Origin of the sequence: Paenibacillus radicis (ex Xue et al. 2023) (assembly GCF_024722015.1) — a bacterium.
Lineage (GTDB): Bacteria > Bacillota > Bacilli > Paenibacillales > NBRC-103111 > Paenibacillus_S.
In genome coordinates, this window is sequence record NZ_JANQBD010000020.1 from 91,462 (window position 1) to 116,095 (window position 24,634).

At 43.4% G+C, this 24,634-nt stretch carries 19 protein-coding genes; 18 read left to right on the forward strand and 1 reads right to left on the reverse strand.

The window, feature by feature from the left end; translation table 11 throughout:
* Positions 1–14: 14 nt before the first annotated feature.
* Complete coding sequence (locus NV381_RS25260; protein WP_258216066.1) at positions 15–635, reverse strand: DUF47 domain-containing protein; 621 nt, start codon at positions 633–635, stop codon at positions 15–17.
* A gap of 271 nt (positions 636–906) precedes the next feature.
* Between NV381_RS25260 and NV381_RS25265 the strand changes: the two genes are divergently transcribed.
* The 18 genes from NV381_RS25265 to NV381_RS25350 all read left to right on the forward strand — a co-directional run bounded on the left by NV381_RS25265 (position 907) and on the right by NV381_RS25350 (position 24,586).
* Complete coding sequence (locus NV381_RS25265; RefSeq protein ID WP_258216067.1) at positions 907–2,208, forward strand: amidohydrolase; 1,302 nt, start codon at positions 907–909, stop codon at positions 2,206–2,208.
* A 36-nt stretch (positions 2,209–2,244) separates the two neighbouring features.
* On the forward strand, positions 2,245–2,736 hold the full coding sequence (locus NV381_RS25270) for a DUF5590 domain-containing protein (protein ID WP_258216068.1): 492 nt from the start codon (positions 2,245–2,247) through the stop codon (positions 2,734–2,736).
* 162 nt (positions 2,737–2,898) lie between these two features.
* Positions 2,899–3,432, forward strand: coding sequence for a hypothetical protein (locus tag NV381_RS25275; protein WP_258216069.1), 534 nt, complete (start codon positions 2,899–2,901; stop codon positions 3,430–3,432).
* The gene (locus NV381_RS25280) at positions 3,425–4,933 is read left to right on the forward strand and encodes an AAA family ATPase (protein WP_258216070.1); all 1,509 of its coding nucleotides are present in this window, start codon (positions 3,425–3,427) and stop codon (positions 4,931–4,933) included. The genes NV381_RS25275 and NV381_RS25280 overlap by 8 nt, the downstream gene beginning before the upstream one ends.
* 211 nt (positions 4,934–5,144) lie before the next feature.
* Positions 5,145–6,776: an N-acetylmuramoyl-L-alanine amidase family protein gene (locus NV381_RS25285; RefSeq protein ID WP_258216071.1), complete on the forward strand. Its 1,632-nt coding sequence runs from the start codon at positions 5,145–5,147 to the stop codon at positions 6,774–6,776.
* 13 nt (positions 6,777–6,789) lie between these two features.
* Complete coding sequence (locus NV381_RS25290; RefSeq protein ID WP_258216072.1) at positions 6,790–7,350, forward strand: GerMN domain-containing protein; 561 nt, start codon at positions 6,790–6,792, stop codon at positions 7,348–7,350.
* Between the two features lie 60 nt (positions 7,351–7,410).
* Positions 7,411–10,149 (forward strand): S-layer homology domain-containing protein, encoded by a 2,739-nt coding sequence (locus NV381_RS25295; protein ID WP_258216073.1) that lies wholly within the window; start codon positions 7,411–7,413, stop codon positions 10,147–10,149.
* Positions 10,150–10,349: 200 nt separating this feature from the next.
* Positions 10,350–11,015: an endonuclease III gene (nth, locus tag NV381_RS25300; RefSeq protein ID WP_258216074.1), complete on the forward strand. Its 666-nt coding sequence runs from the start codon at positions 10,350–10,352 to the stop codon at positions 11,013–11,015.
* Positions 11,016–11,053: 38 nt separating this feature from the next.
* Positions 11,054–11,326 carry an NAD/NADP transhydrogenase alpha subunit gene (locus tag NV381_RS25305; protein ID WP_171655763.1) on the forward strand — a complete coding sequence of 91 codons (273 nt, stop codon included), beginning with the start codon at positions 11,054–11,056 and terminating at the stop codon, positions 11,324–11,326.
* A gap of 56 nt (positions 11,327–11,382) precedes the next feature.
* The gene (locus NV381_RS25310) at positions 11,383–15,075 is read left to right on the forward strand and encodes a dynamin family protein (protein ID WP_258216075.1); all 3,693 of its coding nucleotides are present in this window, start codon (positions 11,383–11,385) and stop codon (positions 15,073–15,075) included.
* Between the two features lie 167 nt (positions 15,076–15,242).
* Positions 15,243–15,470: a hypothetical protein gene (locus NV381_RS25315; RefSeq protein WP_258216076.1), complete on the forward strand. Its 228-nt coding sequence runs from the start codon at positions 15,243–15,245 to the stop codon at positions 15,468–15,470.
* Entirely contained in the window at positions 15,457–17,304 is a 1,848-nt protein-coding gene (locus NV381_RS25320) for an ABC transporter ATP-binding protein (protein WP_258216077.1), read from the forward strand. Before NV381_RS25315 ends, NV381_RS25320 begins: the two co-directional genes overlap by 14 nt.
* Entirely contained in the window at positions 17,301–19,157 is a 1,857-nt protein-coding gene (locus NV381_RS25325) for an ABC transporter ATP-binding protein (protein ID WP_258216078.1), read from the forward strand. The genes NV381_RS25320 and NV381_RS25325 overlap by 4 nt, the downstream gene beginning before the upstream one ends.
* A 443-nt stretch (positions 19,158–19,600) precedes the next feature.
* Positions 19,601–19,777: a hypothetical protein gene (locus tag NV381_RS25330; RefSeq protein WP_258216079.1), complete on the forward strand. Its 177-nt coding sequence runs from the start codon at positions 19,601–19,603 to the stop codon at positions 19,775–19,777.
* Between the two features lie 396 nt (positions 19,778–20,173).
* Positions 20,174–21,637 carry a LysM peptidoglycan-binding domain-containing M23 family metallopeptidase gene (locus NV381_RS25335; RefSeq protein WP_258216080.1) on the forward strand — a complete coding sequence of 488 codons (1,464 nt, stop codon included), beginning with the start codon at positions 20,174–20,176 and terminating at the stop codon, positions 21,635–21,637.
* A gap of 136 nt (positions 21,638–21,773) precedes the next feature.
* Positions 21,774–22,598 carry a GDSL-type esterase/lipase family protein gene (locus tag NV381_RS25340; RefSeq protein WP_258216081.1) on the forward strand — a complete coding sequence of 275 codons (825 nt, stop codon included), beginning with the start codon at positions 21,774–21,776 and terminating at the stop codon, positions 22,596–22,598.
* 46 nt (positions 22,599–22,644) lie between these two features.
* Positions 22,645–23,601, forward strand: a complete 957-nt coding sequence (locus NV381_RS25345; RefSeq protein WP_258216082.1) for an ABC transporter ATP-binding protein — start codon at positions 22,645–22,647, stop codon at positions 23,599–23,601.
* Positions 23,594–24,586 (forward strand): ABC transporter permease, encoded by a 993-nt coding sequence (locus NV381_RS25350; protein ID WP_258216083.1) that lies wholly within the window; start codon positions 23,594–23,596, stop codon positions 24,584–24,586. The genes NV381_RS25345 and NV381_RS25350 overlap by 8 nt, the downstream gene beginning before the upstream one ends.
* Positions 24,587–24,634 lie beyond the last annotated feature (48 nt).

Consider the following 24,634-nt stretch of genomic DNA (forward strand, 5'->3'; position numbering starts at 1 on the left):
ATATGGACGACTGCTTACGAATAACGCAATACTACGCTTTCCAGTATATTTGCAACATCTTCACAGGCATCTGTTGTTTGCTCCATACGTTCATAAAGCTCTTTCAGCTTAAAATCATGATATGGATCTTTAGGGTTTAGAAATATTTCTCTGATGCCTTCCCTCATTAGACGATCGGCTTCGTTTTCGAGGCTGTTGATTTGAACCGTGTGCTCGGTCATTTGCATGTACTTTTTCTTGGAAAGCAGCTTGAAAGCATCGAGGATGTGCTGGCAGCTTGCTACAATGACCGCGGAGAATTCTTTCATATACTTATCGCTCTCGGAGATATTCAAATAGTCAAAACGGGCAATCGTGGCTTCAATGCCGTCAATTACATCATCGACCTTTGATGCAAGCTCCATAATATCCTCGCGGTCTAGCGGGGTGATGAATACTTTGTTAAGACCTTTAAAAATTTGGTGCGTAATCTGATCTCCTTTATGCTCCAAATCTTTCAGCTGCGGGTAAAACGTAGCGGGCGGTTGATCTCCCATGATGGCATTACGAAACATTTGTGCGGCATGCAGCGTATTTTCCGATGCTTTAATCAGCAGCAGCAAAAAGTCAGTGTCATTTTTTTTTGCAAAAAGCATGAAGCAGCCTCCTCGATTGTGTATTTTAACAATAAGTTAACAATATTCTTGTAATATGTAGAATTTTGCCGAGAAAAATTAACACAAAATTAAAAATAACACAATAGACAGATGGATTGCAATCATAGTTTATCCAATTTAGAATATGTTCATCAAAGTGTAAAAATGTAATATAAGCAAGGTTGCATTATCTAATGTTACTTGATTTCTGTGGATTGAAGTTGTACAGTTAAATTTGGTTATTAATGTGCGCGAAGGGATATGTGAAATAATGAAAAAATGGATTATTACTAATGGTACTTTTATTACAATGGACGAGCAAAATCCTGTACTTCAAGGATGTATGGTTGTAGAAAATAATCAGATTACATATATAGGTAAAAACCCTCCGCAGCCTCTTGATTATTATGACGAACGAATTGATGGTTCGAAGAAGCTGTATATGCCGGGTTTAGTTAACACTCATAATCATGCTGCTATGTCTTTGCTTCGCGGATATGGGGATGATTTGGCGCTGCAGGTTTGGCTGCAGGAGAAAATGTGGCCGATGGAAGGCAAATTTACGGCACATGATGTTCGGTGGGGATCGCTGCTATCTATTATAGAAATGCTTAAAGGTGGAACGACTACTTTTGTTGATATGTACGATCACATGAATGAAGTAGCTAAAGCGGTGGAAGAAAGCGGAATGCGTGCAGTCCTAACTCGCGGAGTTATCGGATTGTGCCCGCCGGAGGTTCAAACGGCCAAGTTAAGCGAAGCAAAGCAGTTTGCTCTTGACTGGCATGGTAAAGCTGACGGACGTATCACTACAATGATGTCACCGCATGCTCCCTATACATGCCCGCCTGATTATATAGAAAAGATTGTACAGGTTGCTCATGATCTGCAGCTTCCAATCCATACGCATATGTCCGAAACAGCACGTGAGGTTCAAGATAATGTAGATCAGTACGGGGCAAGACCTGTTGCTCATTTGGCCAAGCTAGGCGTTTTTTCCAGGCCTGCATTGGTTGCCCATGCTGTTCATTTGACCGATGAAGAAATAGATATTTTAAAGCAGTATGACGTTCGTGTTTCTCACAACCCGGGCAGCAACTTAAAGCTGGCTAGTGGTGTGGCGCGGATACCGGAGCTGCAGCGCAAAGGCATTATGGTTTCACTTGGAACAGATGGTCCTGCGAGCAATAATAACCTGGATATGTTTGAGGAAATGAGGCTTGCTGCCTTGATTCATAAAGGGGTTTCCGGTGATCCGGTTGCCGTTCCGGCTGATTCAGCGCTGCGTATGGGGACGTTGGATGGTGCCAGATCGATTTGGCTAGAAGATGTTGGCGCGCTGCAAGCAGGAATGAAAGCTGATTTCATTGCATTGAATATCGATCAGCCTCACTTTTTCCCGAAAACGAATTTCATTTCCCATGCTATTTATTCAGCATCTGCCAAAGATGTAGTTGATGTATGGGTCGATGGAAAAATGCTCGTTAAAAATGGTGAGTGTCTAACATTAGATGAAGAAAAAGTGTTGTTTGAAGCACAGCAGTGCTTCGAGCGTTTGGTTGGACAAGCATAGGATGGAGAACTGAAACGGGGAGGAGGGCTGCATCCCGTGAAATATAAAATTATAGTTGCCGCGGTAATAGTATTATCGCTTCTCGTCTTTTTTAGTATCCGTTTTTTTAACATAGTTCAAGAAGATGAGTGGAAGGTTCAACGTAATGCCGTGGAGACTGCCTATCAGAAAACAATTTTGACTAAAGCGAATAAAGTTGAAAGCTTTGTGAGTGATCAGCCATATACCATCATTTTTGGTGAGGATAAGATCGGTCAAAGCCTTATTGTTTGGGTAGGTAAAGAAAGTATATACACGCAGATGGCTGTTGATGGAATCACTGCTGAACAAGCCGAACAGCTTGTATTGGGAAGGCAGCCGGAAGCTAAAGTATTAAGATTGATGCCAGGGATAGTCAATGGAATTCCGGTCTGGGAGGCTTTTTATAAAGTTATACCCGAAAATGAACGCAGCGGCCGATATTACTATGATTATTATGCATTCCACGATGGGGCTTATATTGATACCTATCGATTGAGCATCGAATAATGTTTAATTTGAGCGTCTATTCAAAAGCGATCGGATAACCGAAAGCGTTGAATCAGACGCTCTTTTGTGTTGTTTCCACACATTGCATCATCATTTCGTATATATCATGTGCTATACTATCGATATAACAAATCGATATATAAGAAAGGGGGACGTCAGCTTATGAAGTTACGTCTCTTACCTGTGATAATAAGTGTTTCTATTTCTGCTGTAGTTTTATTTGGCGGATGGTTCGTATATCAAAGCGTTGCTATGGAAAATCCTTTGAAAGAGGTAGTTGAAAGTACACCGGGTGTACAATTGATGCATACTCACATTACCAATACGGCTACCGAGTTGGAACTAAAGCTTCAGGCTGGAACAAGCCTGCGTGAAGTTTACAGTCGAATCCAGAATGATGGCGGCTCGGCTCTTGGTAAAAGAGAATTGAAACTAAAGGTAGTCAATGATTCATCTCCAAAATTAGAGCAGTGGTGGTCTTCTGCGTTATTTGATGTGGCACAAGCCATGGAAACCAAACGTTATGCACAAATTCCAAAAACATTGCAGGAGCGGGCTGCAGCGTCAGATAGTTTAAAAGTGTCAACAGAAATGGATGATAAATTTGTTTATATTACGCTAACAGACGGAGACAAAAGCAAGTTTATTATGATGCCTAGAACCGCTTCCGTAATGGGGGTGTGGCCTAATGAGTAAAATTTATAAAGAAATTTTCGTTGGTGTCATTCCTGTAATTTTAGTGTTCCTATATTTTATCGGCATAAACGTTGTTCCTTTGTTATTTATGACCATTATACTTGGCGCTCTATTCTTTATGACTCGAATGAGAGGTGCCGGAGGCAGCTTTGGCGGAGGTTCTGACCGCAAGGCTCGTAACGCTGCCGCGCCTAGCTATATGACGTTTGATGATATCGGGGGTCAGCACCGGGCCAAAGGAGAATTGAAAGAAGCGCTCGATTTTCTGATCAAACATGAAGAAATACAGAAGCTGGGCATACGCCCGCTAAAAGGTATTTTGCTTACAGGGCCTCCGGGCACCGGAAAAACATTAATGGCTAAAGCAGCAGCTCATTACACGAATTCCGTCTTTATGGCTGCCGCAGGCAGTGAATTTGTTGAGATGTATGTTGGTGTGGGTGCAAGCCGGGTTCGTGATATGTTTAAGGAAGCACGCTCAAGGGCGATTAAGGAAAATAAGGACAGCGCAATATTGTTCATTGATGAAATTGATGTTATCGGAGGCAAAAGAGACGGCGGTCAACATCGGGAGTATGACCAAACCTTAAATCAATTACTTACCGAGATGGATGGGATTCATACTTCTGAAACTCCGCGCATTTTGATTGTAGCCGCAACAAACCGTAAAGAAATGCTGGATAGCGCGTTGCTGCGCCCAGGCCGGTTTGACCGTCATATTGAGGTGGATCTGCCCGATAAGAAAGGCAGGCTTCATATCCTTAATATTCATGCCAAAAACAAGCCTCTAGCAGAATCGATAAGTTTGGAACTAGTAGCTGAAGAAACGTTTCAATTTTCAGGCGCACAGTTGGAGAGCGTTATGAATGAAGCTGCCATATATGCTATGCGTGAAGAATCCATTGAGATTGAACAGAGGCATTTATCTCAAGCTGTCGATAAGGTGATGCTTGGTGAGAAGACTGATCGTGAGTCAACGAAGGAAGAAAGAGATCGCGTCGCCCTGCATGAGCTTGGACATGCTATTGCTGCAGAAGTCGTACGTCCAGGCTCTGTATCTCAAGTTGCGCTAAGTCCACGCGGCAAAGCACTCGGCTATGTGCGGCATAATCCTCAGCAGGATCAATATTTATATACGAAAGAAAATATTGAGGAGCAGATTATTATTGCACTTGGAGGCTCAGTTGCAGAAGAAATGTACTATGGAGGCCGCAGTACGGGTTCTCGCAATGACTTTGAGCAGGCTCTGCAACTAGTGCGTACAATGATGGATTCAGGTTTGACAAGCTTGGGTATTATCGACAGGCAGATGGTAACTAAAGAAGAATTGATGAAAGAAAATGCGGCGATACTGGAGCAGTTAACGACTAGTACCAGAGAGCTTCTGGAGCGCCATCGCCTTGTTTTCGATGAATCGCTGCATATTTTGACTAAAGAAGAAGTATTGTCTGGTGATCAGTTCCGTCAATTATTGGAGCAATCCCGATTACAGATGGCCTAACCTCAGGCAGCCTTAGGCTGCTTGAGATTTTTTAAATTGATTTGAATTATAAACCTAAGCTAACCTTAGCTATAGGTTTTTTGTCATTTTTCGCAACTTTTTCTGTTTTTAATAGTCTAATATATTGGCAGATTTCGCCACATTATACGCCCCTTACCCATTATTTTCAATTTGCATATTTCCTAATACATACGATAAGCTGAGGTGTAAAATGAGATTTTTAACTATGTTTATTTCATTATTACTGTTGTCAATGCTGATGGTTCCTATGCTGGCGTTCGCCGCGGAGAAGCCGATCAATCTATTTTTGAATGGAAAGCAGCTGTCTGCTAATGTTGCACCCAAAATTGTTGAAGGTAATACGGTTGTTCCTGTGCGGATCATTGCCGAGTCTCTCGGGTCCAAGGTAGACTGGGAAGAGAAATCTGGTAAAGTTACCGTAGATAAAGATAAAGTTAATATTCAATTATTTATTAATAAGCAGGAAGTTATAGTTAATAAAAAAAAATATCAGCTGGAAGTCGCGCCGGCTATTATGGAAGGCAGCACAATGCTGCCGTTGCGTTTTGTAAGCGAGCAGCTTGGAGTTAAAGTCATATGGGATGACTTGACTCGTTCCGTATTTTTATTTGATTCAGAACAGGATGCCAATAGCTCTGCTGTTTCACCAGCCCAACCTAATGAAGGACAAGCAGGTGCTGCAGATAAAACCAAAGTTCCGTCTAAACCAGCCGACAATTCTAACGGTAAAGGAACCGACAAGACTACAGATAAATCGACGGATAAAGCATCAGATAAGATCACAGATAAGCCGATAGATAAGACCACAGATAAGCCAATAGATAAATCAGATGGCGCAACGGAGCTCCCTGTCAAGGAAGCAGCAGTCAAGCCGGGCGAGAAGCCGGTAACTGAAGCACAGCCCGGAAAGCAAAATCCTGCTGCCTCTGATAAAAACTCAGAACTAACTACGACACTGAGTTCAATTTCAATGGATGGCGATCAGTTCATAGTAAAAACGAGTGGAACAAAAGTAACGCCGAATTTGATTTCTTCAAATGAGGGTAACCGCATTACTATTGATTTTCCTAACAGTAAGCTGGATCCGGCTCTAAAGCTGGGTGCGAATGGCGAGGGAATTATTAAACAAAACAATCAGGCAGTGTCACAAATTCGATATTTGCTCTTTTCAAAAGATTCATCTATCGTTAGAATAATAATAGATTTATCCAAGAAGTCAGCTTTTAAACCGGCAACTGCAAGTACTGCCGCACAATTCGTATGGGCTATAATTCCTGCTAAAGATCGATATAGAGTCGTAATTGACCCGGGTCATGGAGGTAAGGATACAGGAGCAATCTCAGTAACCAAACGCCTTGAAAAGGATTTCGTGCTTGCATTGGGAACCAAAATACATGCATTGCTTGAAAAGGAACCCAAAATCGAAGCTTTTATAACCCGTAAAGATGATACATTCGTCGAATTGGCTGACCGTGCTGCTTTTGCGAATGACAGGGATGCAGACTTGTTTATCTCTGTACATGGAAATTCAGCTGGAAAAGAAACCGTACGAGGTGTGGAAACGTATTATTATACGGACCAGAGCTTGGATTTTGCTAATTTGATGCATAAGCACATGCTTAAATCCACCGGTTTTACTGATCGTAAGGTTAAACAATCAGGCTTCTACGTTGTAAAGAATACCAACATGCCTTCATTGCTTTTGGAAGTTGGATTTTTATCCAATCAAACGGAAGAAAATGCTATGTTTCAGGATGCTTTTCAAAATCAGGTAGCCGCGTCCATCGTTACTGCTATTAAGCAGCAGTTGAATATCGACTAAGGAGATGGTAACGATGCTAAACAATAAGCTAAGCGGAGTGCTGATTGGCGTTTCTTTAATAGCTCTGTTGTCTGCATGCGGACAAGCAAAGATACAGGGAACGGCTGAGCAAACGGTTAAGCCGCAGGTGCAGAATGTTCCCGAATCCAAACAGCCTGCTGCACCTCCTGTTCAGGATAAGGTAAAGCAAAATACTATCAAAGTGTATTTCGGCGATGAGTCAGGTGAGAAATTAGTAGAACAAGAAGTAGCGGTAAGCTACAAGCAAGAGGATGAGAAGTATTCAGCATCATTAGCAGCATTGAGTACAGCTCCTGACAGTAAGCGGATTGCATTGCTGAAAGGAATTACTATTAAGTCGGCTGTCTTGAAAAATCAACTGCTTACAGTTGACTTATCCATAGCCCCTGAAGCCAGAATGGGCGCGGGGGGGGAAGATTTGGTGCTGCAAGCTATGAAAAAAACATTATTTCAATTTTCAGAGATTCAGAGTCTGGAGATATTGGTTGATGGAAAAGTAGTTGATAGTTTAATGGGGCATATGGAACTGCCGCATCCAATCAAACGAGATTAATAGTTAAATTTTATATTTCATATTTTTTGTAAATGTTGAGTACGCCGGGAGGGCAATTGAATGAATCATAAGAAAAATCAAACAAAAAAAGTAGCTGCGGGTCTCGTAGCTTTATCCGTTTTAATGAGCAGTCCCGTTTATGCAGCGGATTCAATAACCAATCCAACGTCAACGAGTGCAACATCTGTAAACACTACTTCAGCCTTTTCTGATGTTAGTACACAGCACTGGGCTATTAAATATGTGACTAAATTAGCTGCTCTAGGTATTATTCAAGGCTATGAGAGAAATGAGTATCGACCTGAAAACCCTGTTTCCCAGCAAGAGGTTATCGTTATGGCCATAAGAATGATGGGACTTGAGAGTGAAGCTTTGAAGAGCAAGTCGGAAACCATACTGCCAGTTGCGGTCGATAGTTTCTTTAAGCCATATATAGCCTACGCATTTGATAAACAGCTGCTTGATATTAAAGAAGAGACCGATACCTCCGGAGCTGCATCCAAAACTGCTTGGGGTTCACGTTCTGCGAGCAGAGAGTGGGTCGCAAAGCTCGTAATAAGGGCAATTGGCAAGCAGGGCTTGGCTCAAGAGAAAGCACTGACACCCTCCATCTTTAAGGATGACAAAGACTTGTCGAGTTGGGCTGTTGGTTATGTAAATGCTGCAGTATCCTTGAAGATTGTCAATGGAGTGGACGATAATAACTTCCAGCCCAAGGGTGCTGTAACTCGTGCACAAATGGCAACCTTCTTAAGTAGAGCGGATAAAGAGCTGACAACACGTTCAGACAAGGTTTCTATCGGATATGTGATGGGTTTGACGAATAATAAATTGTCCATCCAAAATGAACGTGGCCAGTCAAGCGATTTTACAATTAACTCCAATACCGTTATTTATAATGCCAAAGATGACAGCCGAATAGCTTCTTCAGCTTTGAAGGAGACTTATGAAGTATATGTGATCCAAAATCAGGGAGCGGCATCCTACATAGAATTAATGAGTGATCAAGAGAAGATGGGATCGCTTGAGGGAAGCTTGAACCAGCTGTTTTTGCCAAATATGCAAATAGCTATAAATCAGGCTTCAGGGGTAGAATTAAAAGAGCTTGCGCCTAATGTAACAGTTACAGACAAGGATGGAAGAGGTTTAAGTCTGGGTTCTATTGTCCAAGGCAGCATCATTGAGCTGAAATGGAATCTGTTAGTGCCTAATGCGAAGATTAGTCAAATCATAGTTAAGCAAACTCCTGTTAGTAAAACCGGGGAAGGTACAATAATTAGCATACAAAAGGATCAAAACACTATCACCTTTATGGAGAAAGCTTCAGGAAAAAATGAAACCTTTGCTCTCGGACCCGTTGTTCCTGTTAAGCTCCCTGATCAAACAGCAGCAGACATTTCCAAGCTGCGGGTTGGCGATGAAGTTGCCTACGATATTAAAGCTAACCAGATTACAGGGGTAGCCATTCGCAAGCAAGCTGATGTAAGCAATACGGTTCAAGGCACATTGATAAGCTTAAGTGATGATAAAAAGAATATGACCATTAATATCGGGGGCAAGAGCCTCGGTGCTTATTTCGTAGCAGAGAATGCTCTTGTAACTATCGATGGATTACCTAGTGCTGGCTTGTTCGATATTGTTGCCGGTGATGAGCTGAAAATAGAGCTGGTGAACGAAAAAGTAGTCAAAGTTAATGTAACCAGCCGTTCGATTAAGGAAATGTCCTTTGCAACTATGGGTGTGTACGATTCGGAAAATAAGGTGCTTACAGGAATTTATGATAACGGAGACGTATTTGCCTACAAGCTAACTGAAAACACAGTTCTTAAAGTTGGCAGCAGAACTTATCCTTTAACGGATTTCTCGACAAACTTCCACAAGGGAGATAAGATCGACCTGAAGGTTTCAAAGGATAAAGTAATCTCAATTCAATTGACGGAGCAGTTGGAAGGAACTTTGACTCAAGTTAATACAACAACCAATGAGGTAAGCATTCGTACTGCAAGCGGTCAAAGCATTACCTTCAAAGTTCAGGATAATTTATGGGTCTCTTTCTGGTCGAACACGAATGGAACTTTAAAAGATTTAAAAATCGGAGATCAAATTTCAGCCAGAATTAGATCGTCCCAGGATGTTATTATTACTCAAATAAGTGTTAAGAAAACAGGTGTTTACAAAATTTTGATGGTTAATTCGGATAGCAGGCAAGTTAATGCAGAAGATGAAGCAGGCTCTTTGTACACCTTCAAAGTAGACAATGATAATATTATTATCAATGCGAACAAAATCACTCATACATTTGGAGATATCCAGCAGGATGATTATTTAAAAGTATCTTACAACGGTAATGTATTGACCAGTGTAACTATCCTCAAAACAGTCCGCGGAAAAGTAACAGGCGTTGATACGGCAGCGGGAACGATAACTGTTCAAGATTTTGCAAATGGCATTCAAGCTATCCCGGTTGGGCAAAAGTTCGTTATTAAGCAAGGCGGAGTAACATCTGCAGCTTTAACAGCTATTAAACCAAATGATAGAGTTGAAATTATTAGTGATACCGATGATAAAACATACATTACAGTAGCTGATGCAACTAAACGTACAGTGTCATCCTATGATATTGTACTTAATCAGATTGTGTTAAAGCCTACAGCCAATGGTGACAAAACTACCTATAATTTATATTCCAAAGCTTATCTTCACAAAGGAACGAATATCGTCGCACCTAATGCTTTTGTTGAAAACGACGAAGTGAATGTTTTTGTAATAGCAAATAAAATTATAGAATTAGAAAAATAATATGTAACTTTATCAATCAAGCAACCGTCTAAGGGGTAGAGTAGTTTTATTCTACTGATTAGGCGGTTTTTTCTTAAAACTTCCTTAATTTAAGGTAAATTTCGTTAAAAGTTCGGATTTTGTCGTGTAAAGTCATTGATTCCTCACGGCGGATTGGGTAAACTAAATTTTATACCATTAGAAAGAGGTAGTCCTCATCCATGAACAAGAAGCAGGTTCGTAATATTCTCGATACGATTGGCGGTATGTTTCCTGATGCCCATTGTGAGTTGAATCACGCGAATCCCTTCGAATTGACAATCGCTGTACTTTTATCGGCACAGTGTACGGACGAGACTGTCAATAAAGTGACGGCTTCCTTGTTTCAAAAGTACAAAAAGCCGGAAGACTATATCGCTGTACCGATAGAGGAATTGGAGCAAGACATCCGCCGGATTGGGCTCTTCCGAAATAAAGCCAAAAATATTCAAGCTTTGTGTGTCCTTCTATTGGACAAATACGGTGGTGAAATTCCTCAACTGCATGAACAACTGGTCGAATTGCCTGGTGTCGGCAGAAAAACAGCGAATGTTGTTATGTCGAATGCTTTTGATGTACCTGCTATTGCAGTAGACACGCATGTGGAACGGGTATCTAAACGACTAGGAATGGCAAACCTGAAGGATACTGTACTGGAAGTGGAAAAAAAGCTGATGAAGCTGGTTCCGAGAGAAGAATGGACGCTGACGCATCACCGGCTCATTTTTTTCGGACGCTACCATTGTAAAGCGCAAAACCCGCAATGTGACGTATGTTCGCTTGTGGAAGTATGCCGAGAAGGAAAAAAACGTATGAAATCCGGTAGTCGTAGGAAACCTATACAGTAAAATTTATATCACTAGAATACGATAAGGATGGGATTAATATGAAATGCATATCGGTGTATACGAATGATTTTGAAGTGTTCTCGGACATTTATGAGCAGGTTCTGAGCATGCCATTGGCAGAGAATGAAGAAAAGCAAATAGAAGGCATAACAGTAACGGAGTCCGGAGATGTTCCAGACAACTATTTGGATCGTATGAAAATAAAGCCAGAAGTTGTTGTAATGAAAGTTAGGGATAAAGATATTACCATTTTACAGCATAAAAATTTGTTTGAAATTTTCATTCCAGCCCCTGAAAGTGTGGTACACTAAAAACCGAAGCCATTCGGTTTTTTTTTGTAAATTTTTATGGTATGGGGAGATAAAGAATGAGCAACATAGCTATGCTAGAGGAAACAATAGAGAATGCAATTCGCAAGCTGATGGGGAAAGTACAGGATGCCGGTGATCCTGAAAATGGTAAGAAATTAAAGCAATTGCTGCAAAAATCAGAGAGTGGAAATTTATATATCGCTTTCTGCGGACATTTTTCTGCAGGGAAATCAAGCCTAATAAACAAGCTGTGCGGTCATCAACTGCTGCCGTCCAGTCCGATCCCGACAAGTGCGAACATTGTAAGTATCAGTAACGGTGAAGCGGGAGCGAAAGTTGTTCACAGAATTAGTGAAGGTTCTGAAGAGACTGCCAAGGTACAAATGGTGCCTTTGGAGGAGCTAGCTGCCTATTGTAAAGACGGGGAAGCTATAGAAACCGTAAATTTGCAATATCCGATACCCTTTTTGGGTTCAAATACAGCACTTTTGGATACTCCCGGCATAGATTCGACAGATGATGCACACCAACTAGCTACTGAATCGGCTCTGCATCTGGCAGATGTCGTTTTTTATGTTATGGACTATAATCATGTGCAATCAGAAATAAACTTTGCTTTCACGAAGAAAATGAAAGAGTGGGGGAAGCCGCTCTATTTAATTATAAATCAAGTAGATAAGCATAGGGATCAAGAGCTATCATTTTCAGATTACCGCTCAGGTGTTCAGGAGGCATTTAAGAACTGGCATATTCAACCGGATGGAATTGTGTATACATCAGTGAAAACTCCAGACCATCCGCATAGCGAATGGAGCAAGCTGGATTGGCTGCTTAAGCGACTAATCGACGAGAAAGCGCCCTTAGCAGCGCTAAGTTTGGAGAAGTCGGCCAAGCACTTGGCCGATGCGCATGCATTGAAGATGGCCGAGAACAATGAGACGGCCAAGGAGGAGCTGCGCGCTCGTCTAGCTGCGGACGAAGGAATTGAGTCGGCGCAGCAGCAATGGGCAGCGCTAAGTGCAACGATTGCAAGCATGGAAGCACAGCCAGAGGAGCTGCGTGCTGCGCTGCGAAAAGAAACTGCGGTAATACTGGATAACGCCAATATTACACCTGCTGTGACGCGCGATCTCGCGCATGAGTACTTGCAGAGCCGCAAACCGGGCTTCAAGGTTGGGTTGTTTGCAGGCGCAGCTAAGACAGCTAAGGAAGTGGAGCGACGTCTTGGGGCGTTTCACAATGATTTTGCAGGGCAGGTTGCTGCACAAATTGAACGCCATCTTCAACAGCTGTTAACGAAGTCTATGGATGAGGTTACAGTGGTTGCGCCGGAGCTCGTTAGAGAGATTGCAGAAAGTCTGCATGTTCCGGTGAAGCCAGAATGGTTGGCTGAGCAGGTCAATACAGCTGCCGGATTCGGCGGGGACTATACGTTGAATTATTCCAAGCAGGTTGCAGCCGATTTAAAGCTGCAGTATCGCAAGCAAGCGTTCGAGCTTATTGACGGGCTCAGTGCCGCACTTGGCGCTGCGCTGCAGCCGCAGCTGGTATACCTTCGTGCGCAGCTGAAGGAGCTGGACGGCCGCTTGGGCAGCTTGCGCGAGCTCGAGAAGCTTGCTGCCGCTGAGGCTGCGTACGCGGCAGCGCTGGTCGCGCCGTTCGCGGCCCTGCGCGTGCCGCAGCCGTCGCTGCCGGACCCGGCCGCAGCCGCGGTTAGCGCGGCTGCGCCTGGCTCGGCTGCTTCGGCGCCGGCGCAGCACGGCGACGCCACGCGCGACGCGCTCGCGGCGATGGCCGCGGCTGCAGGCCGCTCCGGCAGCGCAAGCGCTGCGCCGCTGGCGCAAGGCGCGCATCGCGCACGCCTGCGCGAAGCGGCCGCACAGCTTGCCGCAGGCGCTGGCGAGCTCGCGGGGCTCGCGCCTTTAGCGAGCATTTGCCGCTCGCTGCAGGAAAAGGCTGAGCGGCTGCAGCAGAGCCGCTTTACAATCGCGCTGTTCGGTGCGTTCAGCGCGGGCAAATCTTCTTTCGCCAATGCGTTGATCGGCGAAAGGGTACTGCCAGTCTCGCCGAATCCGACGACAGCGGCGATCAACAAAATTATGCCGCCCGAGCCGGAGAACGGCTGGCCGCACGGTACAGCCAAAATTCAGATGAAGAGCAATGAGCGTCTAGCAGACGATATCCGCTACTCCTTAGAGGTTCTTGGCATTCAGGTTAGTGGTTTATCGGATAGCCTTGCCGCTATTGGCCGTTTGACAGCAGATCAAGTGTCAGCCAAAGGCAAACCTCACTATACCTTTCTAAAGGCAGTAGAAAACGGTTGGGCGGCTGTAAAAAACGACTTGGGCCGTGAACTTAAAGTAGATGCAGAACAATTTGCTCTTTATGCTGCGGATGAAAGTAAGTCATGTTTTGTCGAGTTGATCGAGCTGTATTATTCTAATCCGTTGACTGATCAAGGTATTGTGTTAGTCGACACCCCAGGGGCAGATTCAATCAACGCTCGACATACGGGTGTGGCGTTTAACTATATCAAAAATGCGGATGCTATCTTGTTTGTAACTTATTATAATCATGCATTTTCACATGCTGACCGTCAGTTCCTGCTGCAATTGGGCCGGGTCAAAGATAGCTTTGAGCTTGATAAAATGTTCTTTATCGTTAATGCAGCCGACTTGGCTTCATCAACGGATGAGCTTGAAGGTGTTGTAGCCCATGTTCAGAGCAATCTGCAGCAGCATGGAATCCGTAATCCGAGAATTTATCCGTTATCAAGCTATTACGCATTAGAGGGTAAGCTTGCTGAAGATGAAAAGACTATTCAAGCGTCAGGAATAGCGGCATTCGAGCAGGATTTTGTGAGATTTAGCTTGGAGGAGCTTACGGATATCGCTATCAGGTCGGGACAGGCCGATCTGGGGCGCGCCGCAGATGTGCTGCAGCAGTGGATTATCGGGGCACAATCCGACGAGAGTGCGCGGCTCGAACGTGCCTCAGCCATTCGTCTTGCTCTGGATGAAGCTGTTACTAAGCTTCGAGAAATTTCGACAGAGCCGGAGGAAAGAGAACTCCGCAAGGAAATAGACGAACTGTTATATTATGTCAAGCAGCGTGAAACGTATCGCTTCGGTGAACTATTTCTGCATGCTTTCAATCCTGCTGTATTCCGGGAAGAAGGGCGCGATATTAAAGCTACTATGGAATTGGCGTGGGATGATCTGCGACGTATGATTTCTTTTGATTTATCCCAAGAAATTTTGGCTACTACCCTTCGAATTGAAAATGCGATCAATAGTACAGCCAAAAAAAGAAGGCAGCAATGGTCGCAGTCTTTTGGCCGAGAGCTTACAACCTTTCAGTATTCCGAATATGAGCCCAAGGTATTTGAAACGCCTCAGGAAACAGAGTCATTTACTGCGGATTCCGTACAGGTGAAATGGTTGGCAGGCTTTTATAAAAATGCAAAGCAGTTTTTCGAAGGTGACGGAAAACAAAAGCTGCGGACAGAGCTGGAAGCGAAACTGAACGATCCATTTGCCGTTTATGTACAATCACAGGCGGATCGGCTTGATCAAGCTTATCGGGTCCAATTGCAGTCGTGGTACCAGGCGTTATCCGAGCAATTGCAAACCGAATTGCAGGAATATGCAGTTGGGCAATTAGCCGCCCTGGAAACGCAGATTGATATCGTTGAGCTAAAAAATAAGCACGAAAAATTAGTCAATTATTATTTAAAACCAAATAAATAAGGTTGTGCCAGGATCGGCTGTCTAAAAAAAGACAGCCGATTTTCATTGTTTTTATGAAAGGGGATTCATATGGCGGCAAAAGGTACTATGATCGTGAAAAAAGTGGATTGTGTCATCATTTCGTAAAGATTTGGGGTATTATCTCCCTATAAGGAGAATTATGGGAAATGAGGTTGTTGCCGCTCCCCATGGATGGTGTTAAGATTCTAAAAAAGCGAACGCTTTCGGTGGCAGCGCGATCTGCATCGGAAGCAATTTTTGCTTTTGAGGCTTTTTTTTGGCCTCAGATTATGCTTGGAAGAAAGCTTTGCTCAAGCAACTCAGTCATGATTGCGATGCCAGTTTTCTTGGCTGGCGCAAAAAAACTCTTAGGAGGATCCAATGGAAGTCTTTAGGCAGCTAAAGGAGTATTACTGGTCTGAAAGAAAGTTATTACTTGCTTCGATTTTGTCGTTGATGACCGCAACGGCTTTGGGATTGGTTTATCCCAACTTGCTTCGTTATTTGATAGACGAAGTAATAACAAAGAAACAGTTCTCCTTGGTGCCTGGTCTGTCTTTGCTGGTAGTGGGCGTAGTTACATGCAAGGCGATTTTTCAGTTTGTGCATGGATTAATGAGCGCAAGGCTCGGAAACAAAACAGCTTTTAATCTTAGAAATGCATTGTATGAGAAGCTGCAGTATTTATCCTTTCAATACTATGACAAAGCAAGAACAGGGGATTTAATGTCTCGTCTTACTGCAGATTTGCAAGCTGTCCGTGATTTTATCGGATTTGGTTTTGTTCAAATATTAAACGTGCTTATGATGTTTGTATTTGGAACGACCATGCTGTTAACAATCAATTGGCAGCTCACGCTGATCACAATGATTACAATGCCATTCCTTGTATTCACCGCGATTCGCTTTGAGGGTAAGATCCATCCAGCGTTTCGTTCGATCCGCAAATCTATGAGCTCTATGACGACGTCTGTACAGGAAAATATAACGGGTGTACGTACTGTAAAATCATTTGCCCGCGAGCCTCATGAAATTACGAAGTTCTCGGAAAGAAATGAAGATTACAGAATGAATAACGTGACTACGTCAGGCATTTGGGCTCGTTATTTTCCATTAATGGAGATTCTTGCAAATTTAAGCGTTGTCTTTTTACTTGCAAGCGGCGGGTACATGGTTATCCACAATATGATCACCTTAGGAGAGCTGGTCGCCTGTTTTAGTCTGATCTGGTATATTATCGGTCCTATGTGGCAAATTGGTTTTCATATCAATAACTACACGCAATCCAAAGCGGCAGGCGAACGGCTTCTTGAGATTTTACATCATTATGTCCATGTGAAAAACAAAGACAATGCGATTGAGCTAACTTCGGATAGGGTCAAGGGGCATGTTCGCTTCGAGGATGTGACGTTTGCTTATACAGACCAGCAGGCTGCTCTGCAGCATTTTAAAGTGGATGCGCCTCCAGGCTCGGTAATAGGTCTTTTGGGAGGTACGGGCTCCGGAAAGTCAACAGTCATTCAGCTGTTACTTCGCGCGTATAATGTCAAAGAAGGTCGAATTACGTTGGACGGCCTGGATATTAGAGACGTTACGCTCGAGAGTTTGAGGGAACAAATGGCTATTGTTTTCCAGGAAACCTTTCTATTTTCATCTACAATTCGCAATAATATTGCCTATGGAGTTCGAAATGTGACGATGGATCAGATCGTTCAAGCGGCAAAGCTTGCAAAAGCGCATGATTTCATTATGGAGCTTCCATTAGGCTACGACACTATTGTCGGCGAGCGTGGTATGGGTCTTTCGGGAGGGCAAAAGCAGCGGATTGCCATTGCAAGGGCGCTTCTCACCAATCCGAAAATATTAATTCTAGACGATGCAACAAGTGCTGTCGATATGGAAACCGAGCATGAAATTCAAATGGGTTTTCAAGAGGTTATGAAAGGCAGAACAACCTTTATTATTGCGCACCGAATATCCTCGTTGAAGCACGCAGATGAAATTATTGTGCTGGACCAAGGCCGGATCGTTCAAAGAGGGACGCATGATCAGCTGATGAAGCAAGAAGGCCCTTATTTGGAAACATATAAAATTCAATTTGCTGATCAAGCGGATGCTGTTTTACTGGAAGAAACAATCGAAGAGCTTCTTGTATCACATCAGGATCAGAAGGCGGAGAATCAAGTGGCCGCTGCGGGTCAACAGAACTCCGGGAGGTACATACAGTGAGTGAGAAGGTGAAACAAACGGTACAAACCGATGGAGATGAGCAATCAGGAAGACGGTTTGTTTATCAGGACGATGAATTGCTGGATAAGGGATTCGACTGGGTCCAGGTTAAACGTCTCGGACAATATTTAAAGCCCTATTCCAAACAAATACTTCCTGTCATTATAACGATGATGATAGTGGGTGCTTTAACAAAGCTGCTGAACCCTTTATTAATTGCTTATGCAATCGATAATGTGCTTCGTGAGAGTGCGCCACGTCATGGAGACACTGCTTTGCTGTTTCAATGTGTTGCAGGCATGCTTTCCTTGTACTTCATTCAGTGGGCGGCGAATAATTATCGAATCCGGTTTACGAATAAAGTCGGGCAGAAAGTGATTTATGACCTTCGTCATGACTTGTTCAAAAACATTCAAAGCTTATCCTTCCGTTTTTTTGATAAACGTCCTGCCGGTTCAATTCTTGTTAGGATTACGAACTATGTAAACTCATTGCAGGATTTGTTCACGAACGGCGTGGTTAACCTGATGATTGATTGTGTGCAGCTATTAGGTATCATTTTCATTCTATTGTTCTACAATGTTAAATTGGGTACGGCCATTATCGTTACGGTTCCGATTATGTTTATGGTTTCCACCAAGCTGCGTGTTTTGATTAGGCGTTCCTGGCAGGTTGTGCAAACGAAGCAATCCCGAATTAATGCGCATCTGAACGAATGCATACAAGGCATCAAAGTGACACAGGCGTTTACTCAGGAAAAAGAAAATATTGCTTTTTTTGATCAAATGAATCTGGATAACCATAAATCTTGGCAGCGGGCATCCAATTTAAATCAGGCTTTCAACCCGATTATTGAGGTGACGGGAGCCATCGGTTACTGTATCCTGTTCTGGTTTGGAGCCTATTTAATTCAACAAGAAGAAATAACGATAGGCTTATTGGTTGCTTTTGCTACTTACATCGGGCATTTTTGGGAGCCGATTAACCGACTGGGGCAGATGTACTCTCAAATGCTGATTGCAATGGCGTCATCTGAACGGATCTTTGAGTTTATCGACGAGAAGCCGAATGTGGCTGAGGCGGCGAATGCAAAAGAGCTGCCGAAAGTGAAGGGTGACATCGAACTGTCGAAAGTAGAGTTTGAATATGAGCCTGGCCGTAAAGCTCTCAAGGGAATTGATTTGAGTGTAAAAGCAGGTGAATCGATTGCTCTTGTAGGTCACACAGGTTCTGGCAAGAGCACTATTATTAACCTGCTCTGCCGTTTCTATGATATTACCAGTGGGAGCATCACCATAGACGGTCACGATATTCGTGATGTAACGGTATCAAGCTTACGCTCACAGGTAGGTATCGTGCTGCAGGATACGTTTATTTTCTCCGGCACTATTCGGGACAATATTCGCTTCGGGCGGCTGGATGCGACAGATGAAGAAGTTGAATTTGCGGCCAAAGCTGTTAGGGCGCATGATTTTATCGTTAACTTGCCATTAGGCTATGATACCGAGGTCCAGGAGAGAGGGAACGTCCTTTCTATGGGGCAGAGGCAGCTAATTTCGTTCGCTCGCGCTTTATTGGCCGATCCACGCGTCCTAATATTGGATGAGGCGACAGCCAGTATTGATACGGAAACAGAATTGAAAATTCAAGAAGCGCTGAAGACGCTGCTTGCTGGAAGAACCTCGTTTATCATCGCTCACAGATTGTCGACAATCAGAGGCGCGGATAAAATTATCGTGCTAGATCACGGGGTTATGATGGAGCAGGGTACCCATGAGGAATTATTGGCACATAAAGGCATCTATCATGGACTGATACAGGCTCAATATCGGTTTCTGAGGGAAGTGGGATAGGACTGTTTTAAAGAATTTAAAACATGTGAACATTTATTCATAGTACGGGTATTTCGGGAAAGGGGTGGCACTCCAAAGCTCTTGAAATTCCAAGTTGTCTATTAATTTACATTGCGGTAACAACTTGATTTCAAAGGCAGCCGTAAACTTTCCGTACCATCCCCATATCCCTACATACCCACATGAAGAAGTATTCACAAACCTGGATTTCTTAAGAAAGTTCCAATTTTATTAGAGCTAGAAAGACAAGACGCCCTGTAGTGGGGCGTCTTGTTTAAGATTGTAGAAAGTATAAAATCTTTACAGCACTAAGGAATGAAGAATGGGCGAGCACCCTGCCTTACATACATGAGAGCTTAAGATCTTTAACGTACTCTATGATCAGGGGGGATTTTTATAGATAGCGGCGAAGTTGTGCAACGATGCACCTTGGAGGATTTTGTATGGAACTGAGAGTTCCGCTATTCCATCAGCTTCCTACAATCTGGGGCGATAGTGGAAGTGGGAGTTCCGTTATGTTGGTCGAATTGGAGCATGTATGTACAAAAACAGAGCAATATCGGAACTGGCTGTTCCCTTATCACTCTGATTTTTGGACTTTTCAAGTGATAGAGGAATAATTACTTCCGCATTGCCCTTCACATTCGTGGGTGCAGTACTGGCGTGTTGTTTAGGGTTATGTTCAGGGTGTGGGGTGGAGGAGTGTGAGGTTCGCCCTGTTCGTCATCTCCGGTGACTGATTGGTGATCAACTGGCAAACTTACTAGGAGGAGATTGCAGCGGGGATTGAATTAGTTGGAGGGGGGGCAATGAGTTATTTACTTTCATCAATTACTCATTGAGTGAACACTGGTATTCTCCCAAATTTAGGCCGCCAGATCAAATAAGTTGGTATCAACAGATTGGCATATTAAGTCCGCTCCCTGTTGTATTTAGTGCTAATCAGCACCACTCAAGAATAGACTAGGAAAAGGTTGTTTACTTTCCACCATTACACCGATTTACGGGAGGTACAAGTGGACTATACAACAGGCTGGAAAATAGAAAAGAAGTGGATACTTAGCTGCGGAAGCTTGGCTGTTATTGCTTTCTTTTTAGCAATTGTATACATGTATACACTGCAGCATACGGTGACGCGATACCGCGTTATTATTGGTATGGAAGCAGTTGGAACCGTGAGCAGTCCAAACGTTGTTTGGGATTGGTTCGAGCAGAAAAAAACATGGACAAAGCAGCAATATCCGACGGTTCAAGCCGAAGCAAAGCTGGCGGACTTACAATTTATTGAAGAACGGGAGTATAAAGCAGCTTATGATAATTCGGGTGTAATTGCTGAACTGGAAAAAAGAATCAGGACGCAAATGAAAGGTGTACAAATTCGGATAGATGATAAGCCGTTGGGAGTCGTTAAAGATGAAGCTGCGGCGCAACAATTATTGGAACAGGTCAAGCAAAAAATGTCGAAAGCTAGCACAAATGGAAAGGTTCGCATTTTGTCCGAATCAGCTTCTTCAGGTGTTGTTACCGCTTCAGCAACAGAATCAGAACACAAGCTTGAGGAGAATATGACTCCCATGTTTGAATCCGTTCAATTTGTTCAAAAGGTCGATTTTGTCTCTCTTGAAATAAAGCCCGAGGATATCGGAGATAGCGATGCTATGTTAAGAAAAGTTGAAACTGGCGATGTGCAGCCGTTCAAATATAAGGTCGTTTCAGGTGATTGTGTGTCCTGCATTGCATATAAACTGAAAATTAACAAGCAGGTCATTTATGATAATAATCCTTGGATAAAAAACAATTTGATCCGCGTAGGAGATGTTTTGGATTTAACGGTGCTGCAGCCGCTGCTATCGGTTAAAACAATCGAAAAACGGATAGAAAGCTTTGAAGTGCCGTATGAGGTTGCATATGTAGAAGATTCTACCATGAAAGCTGGTCTCAAAGAAACGTTATTCCCCGGTGAAACTGGGTTAAAAGAGGTTACTTACTTGACAACCCGTATAAATGGTGATTTCAAAGAGGAGATGGCGGCTGCTGAAACTATCCTGCGTCCAAGCGTTCAAGCGATCGTCAGAAAGGGGACGAAAGTCATTCCTGGAGTAGGCACGGGAACCCTTGCCTGGCCCATATATAGAGCCAAATTAACTAGCGAGTTCGGTAAACGTTGGGGAGCTTTTCACCCAGGTACAGACATGGTTTCTGAGAATAAAACGATTATGGCCGCTGATCATGGAAAGACGGTTTTTGCCGGATGGAAAAATGGTTATGGAAATTGTATTATAATCGATCATCAGAATGGGTTAAGCACACTTTATGGTCACCTGAGCAAGCTCTCCGTAAGTGAAGGGGAGATAGTACAGAAAGGTGAAAAGATCGGGATCATGGGCACAACAGGCAATTCTACAGGAGTTCACCTTCATTTTGAGGTACATAAAGGAGACGAGCAGGAAAATCCGCTGAACTACTTGGGCAGCTTATAATATTAAGATTAAATATGTAGGCTGGAGGCTGCTGCTTCCGGTCTATTTGTCAAACATTTGCAAATTGGTTCGCGAACCGCTACTCTAAAATGGAAGTGCAATAGATGTCGAAGGATGGAGAAAGGGAGGAGTCGTCTTGTTATCCACTCGTTTTTTGTGGCGCACGATTGGGTTGGCCGCGCTTGTGTCCACTTTGCTATGTATTTTCGGATTTGTTTATGCAATCAACCAGATTATATTTCCAACGAAGGCTGATAATATGGGAGTAGCTGCCCCTCAAGAAACGGTCAAGCCTAAGGAGACTTCCTTTGCTGCCAAGGATAAGATTCAAATTGTTGCTCTTGGAGATTCATTAACAGCAGGAACAGGCGATTTGTCAGGCCGCGGGTATGTGGGACAAGCAAAAGAAAAGCTGGAGAAGCAGCTTGGTAAGCCAGTGTTTATTTTAAATAATTTTGCGATACCAGGTTTTAGGACAAGCAACTTGTTGAAAGATATGCAGGAGAAAAAAGGGATTGATACGGCTCTTTCGCAAGCGGACCTGATTGTGCTGACAATTGGCGGTAATGATCTGTTTGAAGGCGGACAAGGAGTTTTCAATGGGCAATCCGATGAAAGCTTTAATCCGAAGGCTGCACTTGAACGGATGCCGGACGCTTTAAAACGTTTGGAGCAAATACTAGACCATGTAGCTAAGCAGAATCCAACTGCTGTTATCTGTTATGTAGGGTTATATCATCCTTTTCTAGATATCGATCCCAACAGAGAGGGCTCTTTGATTATTCAGAAATGGAATCTGAGTGCTTTTGAAATTGCAAATCGTTATCCGAACATGGTGGTGGTGCCTACATTCGATTTATTTGAGCTTAACTTAAGCAAATACTTGTATACAGATCATTTTCATCCGAATCAAGACGGTTACGAACGTATAGCTGAACGGATTGCACAAATAGTAAAATAACCCTCTTTAACAAACTCTTTTATTATCGTAATAAGGAGAAGCTTGTATGGAAAAACAACGGGAAGTTGTCTTATCAGTTAAAAATGTAAAGAAATCCATCAGAGGTAAAGAGATCATAAAAGGGATATCGTTTGAGATATACGGCGGTGAAATTTTTGGCTTCTTAGGCCCTAATGGCTCAGGAAAAACGACTACTATTCGGATGTTGGTCGATCTGATCGCCCCAAGCGAGGGCTCCATTTCAATTTGCGGCTATGATGTTCACAAAAATCATAATGAAGCGCTGCAATACGTCGGTTGTATTGTAGAAAACCCGGAGCTTTATTCATATTTGACGGGTTGGGAGAACCTCGAACATTTCGCAAGAATGCTTCCGAATGTATCGGACAAGCGCATTCAGGAAGTGGTCGATATTGTAGGAATGGATGCCCGAATTCATGATACGGTAAGGACCTATTCATTAGGCATGCGTCAGCGGCTTGGGATTGCCCAAGCACTCCTTAATAGTCCGAAGCTGCTCATTTTGGATGAGCCAACCAATGGCTTGGACCCGCAAGGAATCAAAGAAATGCGGGAGTTTATCCAGCAGTTGGCCAAAACCGGGTTAAGCTTGTTTGTTTCGAGCCATCTGTTAAGCGAGATTCAACAAATGTGCGATAGGGTAGCTATTATTAGCCATGGAGAAGTCATTAAGGTTGGTAAGGTGGATGCACTAATCGATGAATCCGCAAGCCGTGTTGTATGGCGGATATCTCCGCTGGGAAAGGCATTGGAGGTTCTGCGAGGACAGCCCGATGTGCAGATTTTGAGCTCTTCAGAGGCGGAATCAGGAGAGGCTGATAGCTTGGCAGCAACGGTGGTGACTCAGTTAAGCCCGGAAATGGTTCCTTCATTGATACGCTTGTTGATTGAGTCGGATGTTCAGCTGTATGGAGTGGAGACGAAAAGTCCAACACTGGAGGATCTATTTTTGAGCTTAACGGAGGGGAAGAGCATTGGTTAGTTTATATCCTTTGGTTAAAAACGAATGCATCAAAATCGTTAAGAAAAAACGACTGTTGGTCGTGTTGCTAATATTGGCCGCACTCATACCTATGTTTACTTTTGCCCAGATGAAGGTTGCTCAAAATAATCTGAAGCAGTTTGGAACGAAAGATTGGCGTGCTGAGCAGAGGCAGAAAATTACGGATTACACTAGGAGCATCGGTAGCGCACGCGTACCTGAGGAATGGAAGCAGTTTCGTAGGGTTGAAGTCATACTGGCCCAGTATTACTTGGATAAAGATGTGAATCCTGCAGAACCTAACGGGGTAACCTTTACAAGAGAATTTCTTAAAAATGCTGTCGGTTTGTTCATCCCTTTAATGATTATGGTGATCGCTTCCGACCTTGTGTCGTCCGAGCATTCAACCGGAACTATCAAGCTGCTGCTGACGAGACCCGTTGAGCGATGGAAAATTTTAATGAGCAAGCTGATCAGTATTATATTGTTTACTTCTCTGATTGTAACCTGCACGGCCTTGCTTTGTTATCTCATATCCGGTATTGTATTTGGCTACGGAGGTTGGGATATGCCGATCTTCTTTGGATTTAAAGTTGTCGGTACCGAAGTGGATACTTCTTATGTTCGTCCAGTGGAGCAATGGCTTTATCTTATCATGGAATTCGGTTTGGTTTGGTACTCTGCGCTGATCGTAGCGGTGATGTCTTTGATGGTTTCAGTTATGATACGCAGTACGGCCGCTGGGATGGGATTGATGCTGGCTGTGCTAATTTCGGGTACCATACTGACGAATATGGTGTCTTCGTGGGAAACTGCAAAATATTTATTTATGGTCAATTTGCGGTTAACTGATTATTTAACAGGCAGCCTTCCGCCCATAAAGGGTATGGATTTACCGTTTTCTTTGATGGTACTAACGGCATGGGGAGCTGCGTCCATAATTGCATCATTTGTAGTATTTACGAAAAAAGATATATTGAACTAACGGTACAAGATGTTATAATGCACAATAGAAACTAGAGCTAGAGAAATA